The following is an 11,386-nucleotide window of genomic DNA, read 5'->3' as shown; positions in this document are numbered from 1 at the left end:
GCACCTTGGAAGGCGGGGTAAATCCTGCCTTCCAAATTTAGTCATTGGAAATGATAGGAAGCTAACTCTATGGAAAATAGCAAAAGTGTCGAAGTCATTGAAGACTTTGAAATGGTGGTGCCTGGGTCCGTTTATCCCAAGACCATCAAAGAAGGTGACGTCGTTTATGGCCGTGTTGCCGTGGTTGCCTTGCAGCTTGAGAAGGGTGTGGAGCGTGAGCCGGAATTGTCGCCAGAAGACAAAGCCAAGGCAGAAGTCGAGGCACAGGCCAAGGCTGACGCCAAGAGTAAGTCTGAAGCAGATCAAGGCACCTTGCTTGGTGAGCCTGTGGGCGCGACTTTGGTGCCGGTCAGCAAAGTGTCGCCAACCGGTGAAACCAATAAAGCTGAAAGCAAAGACGGGGCAGCGAAATGAAGTTCGAGCCAATCCAGATTGTGCCACCTTCTGCCCTGCCTTTAACGCTGATCGAGGCCAAGGCGCATTGCCGTGTTGATGGCACAGACAATGACGATTATCTGACGGCGGCGATCGGGGCGGCGGTGTCCTATCTGGATGGCTATAGCGGCATATTGGGCAAATGCCTGATGCCTCAGACTTGGGCGCAGGAGTTTGACCGCTGGAAGGACTTTCCCCTGTGCCTTGGTCCGGTGATCGATCTTTTATCAATCAGCTATTTTGACAGCAATGGCGATCCGCAAAGCGTCGATCTGTCGACGGTGCGTATTGAACGGCGGGTGATTGATACCTTTGCCGCGCTCAAATCTGTGGCGTCATGGCCGAATGCAGACTTTTCCTATGGGCCAATTACCGTGACATGGCGGGCCGGTCATAGCGATGCAGGTGCAGTGCCGGACGCGATCAAACAGGCCATGAAACTGTTGGTCGGGCATTGGTTCGAAAGTCGTGAAGCGGTGGTCGTGGGTACCATTTCATCAGAGTTGCCTTTGGCGGTTGACGCGTTGTTGACGCCACACAGAAGGGTCAAGCCATGAGCAAAGAAATCAAGGTTCTTTTAAAAGTGCGATTGCCCTGGTGGTGGCGCTTGTATTTAGCGGCGGCGATGTTCTGCCAATACACGGTAGGCGGCATTGATCTGGCCAAGGTGGCTGGCTTTATCACAGCTCATACAAAATACAGATCAAAGGTGATCAAGCCATGAGAGCGGGCAACCTTAACAAGCGCGTGACCTTTCTGGAGCCTTTACACACGATCAACGCCAGCGGTGGACGGGTGGAAGTATGGGGCGATGATCTGACCGTCTGGGGTGGTTTTCGTCCTGACCGTGGCAGTGAGAGCGAAGACGGCGGACGGTTGCAGGCCAGCGTCAGCGGTTTGCTGAAGGTGCGCGGATCAAGCGACACAAGAGCGATCGGGGAAGACTGGCGGGTGCTGATCAATGGCGATGAATATCGCATTGACGCGATTACCAATCCAGACCAGCGCGGACGTGAGCTGCATATGGTGGTGACAAAAGGGACGTTGGGCTGATGGTGGTTTCTCATAAATGGGCTGGCACCCAAAAGGCCTTTAAGCAGCTGCGCAGGGTCGCGCCTGCGGTCAGTGATGAACTGAACAAAGGCCTGAAGCAGAATGCTGAGGAGGTCGCAGAAATGGCGCATGATTTTGCGCCAAAGGTCAGCGGTGATTATGCGGACAGCATCAACGCCAAAGAAATTGAAGACGCGTCCGGCGTGCCCAAATGGGGTGTGTTTGCTGATTGGGTGTGGCGCTTTATCGAGTTCGGTACGCGATCCGGTCGGCGGGGCACCCGCGCCAATGTGAACGGTCGCGATCGGCGTGTGTATCGCAGCCATCCAGGCAATCCGGCACAGCCGCATTTGTGGCCTGCCTTTCGGGCCATGAAAAGACGCTTGAAGGGGCGCACGACGCGGTCGATCAACAAGGCAGTCAAAAAAGCTGTGAGGAGATAGCGCATGGCATTGGATACAGCAAAGGCACAAGAGGCGCTTGTCATCAAATTGACCGATGCGGCCATTTGTGACGGTCGGGTTTATGACTTCCTGCCTGAGAGCTCGTCCAGCCAAAAAGGTGCCGTGGGGCAGGTGTATCCCTTCTGTGTGCTTGATGATTTGCGCATTGAGGAGGATGACGTCGGGCGGGCGCAGCGGGATCTGCTTTACCAGGTTGTTCAAGTCTGGACCAAAGCAGGCGGCAAAGCCGAGGCACAGCAAATTTCTGACGCCATTAAGGCGCTTCTGCATCGCCTGACTTTGGCCGTCTCGGACGGTCAGAGCCTGCGCATTGTCTGGGAGAATACACAAGTTTTCAACGACGCGGACGGGCGGGCGTATCGTGGCGCTATGCGGTTCCGCATTCATCATGAAGAGGATTGTTAGTCATGACAAAACACTTGGGACAAGAGCTATTCATTCAGGTTGAAGACCCTGAAACACCTGCCAGCTATATCGATTTTTGCGGCATTACCAGCACTGATTTTCAGATGGGGCCTGAGCTGATTGACCGCGTTGTGCCTGAGTGCGACGGGGACCGGACCAAGCCTGCAGCGGTCACCAAACGGGCGGGCAATATCAATCTGAACTTTTCCGGTTCCGGTATCGCCGAAATGAACACACGCACCAAGGCGATTTTTGATGCAGCACGTCTGGGCACGACCTTGAATTTTAAAGTCGTTGTTCCTGCCTATGGCGACTTTACCGGTCCGGCCTATGTCAGCGTTAATTTTACCGGATCCACAAATGAGGACCTGGCCATTTCTACCGAGTTCGGTTGGGAATCTGTGCCGGTCTTTGCGGCTGCGGCATAGGGGCGGGACATGGAAAACACAGTCAATGAATTGACGGGTGAAGTGTCGCTTTCCTTGGGCAAGCATAGCTTCACCCTTCAAGCGACGATGCCCAATGTTGCCGCCTTGATGGCTGAATTGGGGATCACCGGTCTACGGGATCTGCAATTCATGCTGGCGGTCAATGATCCACGCGTCACCTATGGCGGGCTCAAATGCCTTTGTGTGTCTGACAATCGCGCAGCGATCGAGGGCCTGTTGTTCGGCAAGTATGGCGCTGATGCCAATGCGGCGATATCGGCGGCATTGGCGGTGGGCATGCCGGAGGCTGAAGACAAGCCGGGAAAGCCACCAGAGGCGACGACAAAATCCCGTGGCAGCGGTTAAAGCAAGTTGCTTTTTCGGTGCTTGGCTGGAAACCAACCGATTTCAGCCAAGCAACCCTGCGCGACTATATGGCCGCAATTGACGGCTTTAACGACCTGCATGCGTCAGGGAGTGAAGGCGGCATGACGCAAGACAGGTTCCAGGAATTGAAGGCGCAATATGGCAGATAATAAGCTTGAAAAACTTGTGCTCACAATGGAAGCGCGGACGGCTCAATTTGACAAGGCGCTCAAAAAGATCGAGCGCAACACGTCAACCAGCTTCACCAGAAGTTCCAAGAGTGTCAATAAATTCAGCGGTCAAATGAAGCAATCGGCTGTTGTGGCCAGAGGGCTGGCAACATCAATCGCGGGCTTTGCCGGTGTGGCTGTTGGTGCGGGCATTGTCGGGCTCGGAAAAATGGCACAGTCGGCTGCTGCTGATATTGCGTCGATGTCTGCGGAGGCCAAGCGGGCCGGTCTATCATTCGAGGCTTTTCAGGAGTTGCAATTTGCTGCACAGAAAAGCGGTGTCAGTGTTGATGCACTGACAGACGGGATTAAAGAGCTGCAGTTGCGGGCTGATGAATTCATCGTGACCGGCAAGGGGTCAGCGGCTGAAGCCTTTGCGCGGTTGGGGTTTGATGCGGAGACTCTGAAGGAGGCTCTGAAAAAACCGGATCAATTGTTTCAAACCATCATCGGGCGATTGGGTGAGTTGGACAAGGCGGCACAAATTCGCGTTGCTGACGAGATTTTCGGCGGTACCGGTGGTGAGCAATTTGTACAGATGATCAGCATGGGCGAGAAGGGCCTTGAAGACGCACGCAAGGAAGCGCGCAAACTGGGGCTTGTTCTGGAGGAAGATGTCGCCAAGCAGGCCGCGCAAATCAATCGAGAATTCAACACGCTTTCTACGGTCGTTGGTGTGAAGCTGAAAGGGGCGATTGTCGAGGCCACTGCGGCTTTGCTGCAGTTTCGAAACAGCTTTGATGACACCATCATCGGGGATTCAGCGGGCGGTCAGATCGACACGGTGTTTCGCCTTGCTGATGAGTACCGAGAAGCGCAGGCCGCGCTTGAGCGGGCACAAGAAACTTTGGTCGGTTTTCGTGCGCAGGGCAGTCCTGTTGGTGTAACGGGCAATGCTGCGGCTGAAGTCAAAAAACAATTGGCCGAGGTCAAAAAATATTCTGAGCTGATCGCCAAGGCGGATCATGATTTGGGCGGCGGGGCGATCGCTGTTTCGGGGCTTGATATCAAGGATGTGCAAAAACGCCTTGGTCTGGTGTCAGACAAGCCAACGCTAAAGCCCCCCAAAATAAAGCCTGATGACGATGAAAAGGATGAAGACAAACCGAGCAAAGGGCTAACACAGCGGGCCAACAAGGTGCGCGAGGTCGTGCTGGCGCTTGAGCTGGAAGCGCAGCAACTGGGGCGTACATCAGACCAACAAGAGCTTTACAATGCATTGTCACAGGCCGGTGTCTCGTTAGAGGGCGAACAGGGGCAGGCGATTGCCAGCGCGGTTACGGGCCTGCAGGCCAAGAGACTGGCGATACAAGATGCCATGATTGCGGAAGAGGCGCTGCAACAAAGGACCGAACAGGTTGCGCAGAGCTTTGAATATCTGGGCCAGTCCGGCCTTGATATGCTGACGTCTATTGTCACCGGTTCGATGTCGGCTGAAGACGCGATGAAACAAATGGCTTTGCAGATTGCTAATGCAGCAGCGCAGGCGATGCTGTTTGGTCAGGGGCCGCTGGGGGGGCTGTTTTCTTCCATGGGTGGCAGTGCAAACGGTGTGCTTGGCGGGCTGTTTTCCTCCCTTGCTGGCTCACTGACCGGCTTGGGGGCGAGTGCTGTCAATCTTGGCCCTGGTCAGCTTTATAGCAGCGGTGGTTATACCGGTGACGGGCCAAAAAACAAACCCGCTGGCGTGGTGCATAAGGGTGAGGTTGTCTGGTCACAGCGTGACATTGCGCGGGCGGGCGGTGCTGCGGTTGTCGAGGCCATGCGGCTTGGAAAACGGGGCTATGCATCGGGCGGGATTGTCGGCAAGGATTTGTTCAATCCCAAGATTGCCGGACGCATAGAGCCGCGCAAAATGCCAGCGATTGCCAGCACACCGGATGCGGCAAACAGCGGGCCTGCCATCATCATGAATATTTCAACGCCTGACGCGTCGTCATTCCAGCGATCGCAAAGTCAGATTTCGGCCAGTCTGGCGCAAGCGGTATCGCGTGGGCGGCGCAACGGTTAGGGCAGCAAAATTGTGAGTTTGAAATGAAAGAATTTCTTGAAATTGTCTTTCCGACCAAAATAGGCTTTGGCGCGACGGGTGGACCCAAGCGGCGCACGCAAGTGGTGACGGCTGGATCAGGCAGGGAAGAGCGCAACCAGCAATGGGCCAATTCACGGCGTTCGTGGAATGTTGGTACCGGCGTGCGCGACATTGAAGAGGCTGAAGAAATCAGCGCATTCTTTGAAGAGGTGCGCGGGCGCTTGAGCGGCTTTTTATTTTATGATCCGCTGGACTGCAAAAGCTGTGCGGTGGTGGGCCAACCCTCTGCCCATGACCAGCTGATCGGCACCGGCAACGGCACAGCTAGACAGTTTCAACTGATCAAGAGCTATGGAACTGTCCAACCCTATGATCGCACCATAACCAAACCCAAAAGTGACACGGTGTTGATTGCGGTCGATGGTGTGACGCAGGATCCAAGCGCTTATGCGGTGAACCATGCAAGCGGTCTGGTGACGCTGGATGATGCGCCAGCGGACGGGGTGAGCGTCAAAGCGGGGTTTGAATTCTATATTCCGGTGCGGTTTGACACAGACGAATTGTCCTTGTCATGGGACGGTCACGCACTGATTTCAGTGCCGATCATCCCCATTGTGGAGTTGGCGCTATGAGAGTTTTACCTGAAGGGCTGCAAGCGCATTTAGACAGCGGCGCAACCACCTTATGTTGGTGTTGGAAATTGACGCGGCTTGACCAACGTGTGTTGGGCTTTACAGATCATGATGCGTCGCTTGCCTTTGATGGCGTCGACTATCAGGCAGATAGTGGTTTCAGTGCAACAGAGCTGCAATCAAGCCTTGGTCTGTCTGTCGACAATATCGATGTGCAGGGGGCGCTGTCTTCTGATGCCATCACCGAGGCTGATATTTCTGTCGGGCTTTATGACGGGGCCGAGGTGGAAATCTGGCGGGTCAATTGGTCCGAGCCAAGCCAGCGGCTGTTGATGCGCAAAGGCAACCTTGGCGAAATCAGCCGCGGGGAAAATTACTTCTCGGTTGAGGTGCGCGGGCTGGCCGCGCAATTGCAGCAAAAGCAGGGGCGGGTTTATCAATCCTGTTGTGATGCGGTGCTGGGTGACGGGCGCTGTGGGGTCAATCTGGATCAAGCGGACCTGAAAGCCAGCGCCAGTGTGGCCGGTCTGTCTGGAGATCAGGCGCTTATTGTTGAGGGGATCGACGACAAGGCAAATGGCTGGTTTGGCCGTGGCGTTCTGGAATTTACCAGCGGCGACAATATCGGCCTGCGTTATCCGATCCAGTTGCACCAGATCACCAGCGGCATTGTCATGTTGTCTGTCTGGTCGCCCTTTGTTTATCCGGTGGCGATCGGGGACGGGCTGGCGCTGACTGCAGGCTGTGACAAGCGGTTTGCGTCCTGTGTCGACAAGTTTGCCAACGGTGTCAATTTTCGCGGATTCCCGCATATGCCTGGCAACGATTATGTGACGACCTATCCGCAACCCGATGATGACGACCTTTCAGGGAACTATCGCTATGACACCTATTGATCAGGCAGACAGGATCATATCGCTTGCACGCGACTGGATCGGGACACCCTATCACCATCAAGCCAGCCTGAAAGGTGTTGGCTGTGATTGCCTTGGTCTGGTGCGTGGAGTGTGGCGTGGGCTTTATGGCTGCGAAGCCGAAGCCGTGCCAGCCTATAGCCCAGATTGGGGGGACGCGTCGGACGCGGAACAATTGCTTGCTGCGGGCCGTCGCCATTTGATTGAAATTCCGATCGGGGATATGGGCCCAGGGGATGTGTTTGCTCTGCGCTGGAAGGGTGCGCAGAGCGCCAAGCATCTGGGCATTGTTACCAGCCAGACGGCAACCGGTGCGCGGTTCATTCATGCCTATGAGAAAAAGGGGGTGATCGAGGTCACCTTGTCCAAACAATGGCGGGCAATGATTGCCGCTGCTTTCCGATTTCCTGACGCAAAACAGGGCTAACCCTGAAAGGTGATAGTATGGCAACGTTGGTTTTGACTGGTTTGGTAAGTGCCTTTGCACCTGGTCTGCTAGGTTTGGGGACGGTCGGAACGGCGCTGCTGGGAACAGCGGCGGTGGTTGGCGGTACGCTGATCGATCAGGCTTTGTTTGGCGGTGGCAAAGACCAGAATTATGAAGGGCCGCGTCTGGATAGCATGGACGTGACCAGCTCGACCGAGGGCAATTCAATTGTACAGCTTTATGGACGGGCGCGGGTTGGTGGTGAAATTCTTTGGGCGACGTCTTTGGAAGAGGTTGCCACCACGACCAGCCAGAGCGCAGGCGGCAAAGGGGGCGGTGGAGCCAAAACCACCACCACCAACTACACATATTATGCCAATTTTGCTGTTGGACTGGGTGTTGGTCCGGTGGGGTATCTCAACCGGATCTGGGCTGATGGCTCTGAAATCGATATGTCAAAAGTCACCTTTCGGTTTTATGAGGGCAGTGAGACCCAAGAGCCTGACAGCCTGATTGAAAGCATCGAAGGGACGGACAATGCTCCGGCCTATCGCGGGCTTTGTTATGTTGTCTTCGAACGATTGGATCTGACCAATTATGGCAATCGGGTGCCGCAACTGACATTTGAAATTGTGCGACCGTCACCATCGCGCACCCTTGAGAAAGACATAGCGGGGGTCAATCTCATACCTGGCGCAACCGAATTTGGTTATGAGCCTGACGTGATGCTCAAACAGGTGCTGTCAACGAATGGTACGGTGACGTCAGAAGAATATGAAAATGTTCACCAGAAACAGGGCCTGTCTGATTGGGCGGTGTCGCTCGATCAGATGGCGGCAACCATGCCCAATGTCAAATCTGTCTGTCTGGTGGTCAGTTGGTTTTTTGATGATGTGCGGGCGGGCGCATGCTCGATCCGGCCAAAGGTGGAAATCAAGGGCAAACCAACAGCACCCTACAATTGGCAAGTGGCTGGCCTGACACGGGACACCGCTTTGCTGGTGACGCAAATTGATGTGGACGGAGAAGACACTCCAGCCTATGGCGGCAGTCCGTCTGACAAGTCGGTTATTCACGCGATCGAGGATCTCAAGGCACGCGGTTATGACGTGATGCTCTATCCGTTTTTGATGGGTGATATCGGGTCGGACAATGACTTGCCCGATCCCTATGGCTATGTCACGCAAGCGGCTTTCCCGTGGCGTGGGCGGTTGACCTGTGATCCGGCACCAGGGCAACCGGACAGCGTTAACCAGACCAGTGCGGCTGCTGCACAAGTGGCCAGCTTCGTTGGTGTCTGCGCTGCGGCGCACTTCGCTGTCAGCGCTCAAGAAGTGATTTACAGCGGGCCGGATGAATGGAGCTATCGGCGCTTTGTGTTGCATCTGGCAAGCCTTGCCACGGCTGCGGGCGGGGTGGCGTCCTTTTGCATTGGGTCTGAAATGGTCGGGCTGACACAAGTGCGCGATGCTGCGACCTCTTATCCCTTTGTGACAGCGCTCAAAACATTAGCCGGCGACGTGCGCACCATCGTGGGCGCCAGCACCAAGCTGGGTTATGCGGCGGACTGGTCAGAATACCATTCGCACCGGCCTTCTGACGGGACCGGTGATGTGATTTTCAACATGGACCCTTTGTGGTCTGACGCGGATATTGATTTTATCGGCATTGATAATTATTTCCCGCTGTCGGACTGGCGACGGGGCAGGGATCATCTGGACTATGATGCAGCGGCGGGCCATGTCACACCTTATGAGCTGGACTATTTGCAAGCCAACATCGAGGGCGGCGAATATTATGATTGGTATTATGCCGACAATTCCGCAAGGGTGACGCAGGATCGCACGCCCATTGTTGACGGGGCGCATGGGGAAGACTGGGTCTTTCGGCAAAAAGACCTGCGCGGCTGGTGGAGCAATGACCACCACAATCGCCCTGACGGTGTGCGAGACAAAAGCACCTCAAACTGGCAGGCAAAGTCAAAGCCGATCTGGTTCACAGAGCTTGGCTGTCCTGCGCTGGATCTCGGCACCAATCAGCCCAATGTGTTTTTTGATCCCAAATCGTCCGAGTCAGCCTTGCCCTATTTTTCAAGCGGTGCGCGGGATGATGTGCAGCAACATAGAGCCTTGCAAGCGTTGATCGATTATTGGTCTGATGAGACAATCAATCCAGCCTCTGGCACTTATGGCGGTGCGATGGTTGAGGTGGACCGCATTCATATCTGGTCATGGGACACGCGGCCTTTCCCGAGCTGGCCGCTGGATGGTGACAGCTGGACGGATGCGGCAAACTGGAGTTATGGCCATTGGTTGTCAGCGCGGGTCGGGCTTGTTTATGTGCCCGACTTGATGCGCCATATTGCCGATGATTATGGCTTTACCGCGCATGATTTTGACCAGGCTTATGGTGCCTGTGACGGCTATGTGATTGACAGCACCATGAGCCTGCGCGATGCGTTGTCGCCCTTGGCTCTGGCTTTCGGCTTTGAGCAAATGGAAACCGGCGGGCTGATCAAGTCTGTGTCCAGACGGGCCGTACCTTTGCGGGCAACGGTTGATCTGGATGGCCTGATGGATGATGACAAAAGCGAGGCAAGCGAGCTGGCTCCGATCACACGGGCGCAGGAAAGCGAATTACCAAGCGCAGTGCGGCTGCGGTTTATCAATGCCAATAAGGCCTATCAAGTGGCCAGTGTTGAAGCGCAGGCCGGTTTTGTCGGGGCAAGCGGAATCAGTGAGAGCGCTTTGTCGATCGTATTGGACGAAGAGCGGGCGCAATCCATTGCTGACTATCTGTTGGCCGATGCGTGGGCGACACGCGAAAGCGGGTCTTTCTCGCTGATGCCATCCAGTCTGGCGCTTGAACCTGGCGACGTGGTGCGACTGGAACGGGAAAGCGGGTCGCGTGAATTGCGTCTGACCAGTGTGGCCGATGCTGAGGGGCGCGATTGCAAAGCCAGTGCCTTTATCGATGCGCAATTGAGCGTGTCGGGCCTGACCTATCGCAAGACTGCAAGCAAAGCCAAACCACGGCTGGCCAGATTGTTGGCGGTGTTTATGGATCTGCCCTTGCTCAAAAGCAGCCATGATTCAAGGGCGGGCTATGTGGCTTTGTCGTCGGATCCTTGGTCGGGCGGGGCGATTGTGTTGCGCTCGCAAACAACAAGCGGCTGGCTGGATAATGCCAGCGTGACGTTGCCTGCCATATTGGGCGAAAGCCTGAGTGATTTTGGCAAAGGGCCGCTTTATGTGTTTGACCGTGGCAACAGTCTGGATATCGAGATTTACAGTGGGTCTTTGCTGTCGGTCGATGACCAGGCTTTGTTTGGTGGAGCCAATTCCTTTGCCATCCAGAATGAGGACGGGGATTGGGAAGTGTTCCAGGCGGGGACAGTTGAGCTGATCGAGGCGAATAAATATCGTCTGTCACGGCTGTTGCGTGGTCAGCGTGGCACCCAAGATGCGATGCGTTCTGCGGTGGAAACGGGTGCCCCTGTGGTCTTTTTGGGCGATGGGGTGGCGCAAGTCAGCATGGAACTGGCCGACCTTGGCCGGTCTTATTACTGGCGTTATGGGCCAACGGGTGAGGCGGTCGGCTCTGACAGTTTCACAACGCAAGAATTTGCCTTTACCGGTCGGGGGCTCAAACCCTTTGCGCCAGTACATGCCCGTTGGTCGATCGAGGCCAATGGTGATCACGGGATTAGCTGGATCCGGCGCACGCGACTGGATGGGGATAGCTGGGATTTATACAAAACACCGCTTGGGGAAGATGTCGAAGCCTATGAAGTGGATGTGTTGAGCATGGCGGGCGATGTGCTACGCACGATCACAGCGGGCACTGCGCAAGTGCGCTATAGCGCGGCTGATCGGGTGGTTGATCTGGGTGGATCTGATGTGGCCTATCAGGTGAATATCTATCAAATATCCGCATTGATCGGGCGGGGCGAAGGGCTGACCGCCGACGCTTTGTCCAACTAATCAACCGATTTGAAATT

14 protein-coding genes are annotated in these 11,386 nt (G+C 55.3%); all 14 read left to right on the top strand.

The window, feature by feature from the left end; all coding sequences use genetic code 11:
• Positions 1 to 69: 69 nt before the first annotated feature.
• The 14 genes from C0081_RS12155 to C0081_RS12095 are packed head-to-tail and all read left to right on the top strand — an operon-like array spanning position 70 to position 11,369.
• Positions 70 to 414, top strand: a complete 345-nt coding sequence (locus C0081_RS12155) for a hypothetical protein (RefSeq protein ID WP_101534097.1) — start codon at positions 70 to 72, stop codon at positions 412 to 414.
• Positions 411 to 992, top strand: coding sequence for a head-tail connector protein (locus C0081_RS12150; RefSeq protein ID WP_101534096.1), 582 nt, complete (start codon positions 411 to 413; stop codon positions 990 to 992). The genes C0081_RS12155 and C0081_RS12150 overlap by 4 nt, the downstream gene beginning before the upstream one ends.
• The gene (locus C0081_RS23225) at positions 989 to 1,159 is read left to right on the top strand and encodes a hypothetical protein (protein ID WP_180966873.1); all 171 of its coding nucleotides are present in this window, start codon (positions 989 to 991) and stop codon (positions 1,157 to 1,159) included. Before C0081_RS12150 ends, C0081_RS23225 begins: the two co-directional genes overlap by 4 nt.
• Entirely contained in the window at positions 1,156 to 1,488 is a 333-nt protein-coding gene (locus C0081_RS12145) for a phage head closure protein (RefSeq protein WP_101534095.1), read from the top strand. Before C0081_RS23225 ends, C0081_RS12145 begins: the two co-directional genes overlap by 4 nt.
• Positions 1,488 to 1,931 (top strand): HK97 gp10 family phage protein, encoded by a 444-nt coding sequence (locus C0081_RS12140; protein WP_101534094.1) that lies wholly within the window; start codon positions 1,488 to 1,490, stop codon positions 1,929 to 1,931. Before C0081_RS12145 ends, C0081_RS12140 begins: the two co-directional genes overlap by 1 nt.
• A 3-nt stretch (positions 1,932 to 1,934) precedes the next feature.
• Positions 1,935 to 2,357 carry a DUF3168 domain-containing protein gene (locus tag C0081_RS12135; protein ID WP_101534093.1) on the top strand — a complete coding sequence of 141 codons (423 nt, stop codon included), beginning with the start codon at positions 1,935 to 1,937 and terminating at the stop codon, positions 2,355 to 2,357.
• 2 nt (positions 2,358 to 2,359) lie between these two features.
• On the top strand, positions 2,360 to 2,785 hold the full coding sequence (locus C0081_RS12130) for a phage tail tube protein (RefSeq protein WP_101534092.1): 426 nt from the start codon (positions 2,360 to 2,362) through the stop codon (positions 2,783 to 2,785).
• A gap of 9 nt (positions 2,786 to 2,794) precedes the next feature.
• The gene (locus tag C0081_RS12125) at positions 2,795 to 3,151 is read left to right on the top strand and encodes a hypothetical protein (protein ID WP_101534091.1); all 357 of its coding nucleotides are present in this window, start codon (positions 2,795 to 2,797) and stop codon (positions 3,149 to 3,151) included.
• A gap of 17 nt (positions 3,152 to 3,168) precedes the next feature.
• Positions 3,169 to 3,321: a hypothetical protein gene (locus C0081_RS12120; RefSeq protein ID WP_180966872.1), complete on the top strand. Its 153-nt coding sequence runs from the start codon at positions 3,169 to 3,171 to the stop codon at positions 3,319 to 3,321.
• Positions 3,311 to 5,392: a phage tail tape measure protein gene (locus C0081_RS12115; protein WP_101534089.1), complete on the top strand. Its 2,082-nt coding sequence runs from the start codon at positions 3,311 to 3,313 to the stop codon at positions 5,390 to 5,392. Before C0081_RS12120 ends, C0081_RS12115 begins: the two co-directional genes overlap by 11 nt.
• 23 nt (positions 5,393 to 5,415) lie before the next feature.
• The gene (locus C0081_RS12110; protein WP_101534088.1) at positions 5,416 to 6,045 is read left to right on the top strand and encodes a DUF2460 domain-containing protein; all 630 of its coding nucleotides are present in this window, start codon (positions 5,416 to 5,418) and stop codon (positions 6,043 to 6,045) included.
• Entirely contained in the window at positions 6,042 to 6,941 is a 900-nt protein-coding gene (locus tag C0081_RS12105; RefSeq protein WP_101534087.1) for a DUF2163 domain-containing protein, read from the top strand. The genes C0081_RS12110 and C0081_RS12105 overlap by 4 nt, the downstream gene beginning before the upstream one ends.
• The gene (locus C0081_RS12100) at positions 6,928 to 7,386 is read left to right on the top strand and encodes a C40 family peptidase (RefSeq protein WP_101534086.1); all 459 of its coding nucleotides are present in this window, start codon (positions 6,928 to 6,930) and stop codon (positions 7,384 to 7,386) included. The genes C0081_RS12105 and C0081_RS12100 overlap by 14 nt, the downstream gene beginning before the upstream one ends.
• Before the next feature lie 17 nt (positions 7,387 to 7,403).
• Positions 7,404 to 11,369, top strand: a complete 3,966-nt coding sequence (locus C0081_RS12095) for a baseplate multidomain protein megatron (protein WP_101534085.1) — start codon at positions 7,404 to 7,406, stop codon at positions 11,367 to 11,369.
• Positions 11,370 to 11,386: the final 17 nt, after the last annotated feature.

The sequence above is a fragment of the Cohaesibacter celericrescens genome, from assembly GCF_002866925.1.
GTDB lineage: Bacteria > Pseudomonadota > Alphaproteobacteria > Rhizobiales > Cohaesibacteraceae > Cohaesibacter > Cohaesibacter celericrescens.
This window is presented reverse-complemented; position numbering and strand designations above follow the sequence as displayed.

Coding starts and splice junctions, on each gene's coding strand:
- C0081_RS12145 (WP_101534095.1), top strand. CDS start 1,156: ATGAGAGCGGGCAACCTTAACAAGCGCGTGACCTTTCTGGAGCCTTTA.
- C0081_RS12135 (WP_101534093.1), top strand. CDS start 1,935: ATGGCATTGGATACAGCAAAGGCACAAGAGGCGCTTGTCATCAAATTG.
- C0081_RS12105 (WP_101534087.1), top strand. CDS start 6,042: ATGAGAGTTTTACCTGAAGGGCTGCAAGCGCATTTAGACAGCGGCGCA.
- C0081_RS12155 (WP_101534097.1), top strand. CDS start 70: ATGGAAAATAGCAAAAGTGTCGAAGTCATTGAAGACTTTGAAATGGTG.
- C0081_RS12140 (WP_101534094.1), top strand. CDS start 1,488: ATGGTGGTTTCTCATAAATGGGCTGGCACCCAAAAGGCCTTTAAGCAG.
- C0081_RS12115 (WP_101534089.1), top strand. CDS start 3,311: ATGGCAGATAATAAGCTTGAAAAACTTGTGCTCACAATGGAAGCGCGG.
- C0081_RS23225 (WP_180966873.1), top strand. CDS start 989: ATGAGCAAAGAAATCAAGGTTCTTTTAAAAGTGCGATTGCCCTGGTGG.
- C0081_RS12125 (WP_101534091.1), top strand. CDS start 2,795: ATGGAAAACACAGTCAATGAATTGACGGGTGAAGTGTCGCTTTCCTTG.
- C0081_RS12130 (WP_101534092.1), top strand. CDS start 2,360: ATGACAAAACACTTGGGACAAGAGCTATTCATTCAGGTTGAAGACCCT.
- C0081_RS12110 (WP_101534088.1), top strand. CDS start 5,416: ATGAAAGAATTTCTTGAAATTGTCTTTCCGACCAAAATAGGCTTTGGC.
- C0081_RS12150 (WP_101534096.1), top strand. CDS start 411: ATGAAGTTCGAGCCAATCCAGATTGTGCCACCTTCTGCCCTGCCTTTA.
- C0081_RS12095 (WP_101534085.1), top strand. CDS start 7,404: ATGGCAACGTTGGTTTTGACTGGTTTGGTAAGTGCCTTTGCACCTGGT.
- C0081_RS12100 (WP_101534086.1), top strand. CDS start 6,928: ATGACACCTATTGATCAGGCAGACAGGATCATATCGCTTGCACGCGAC.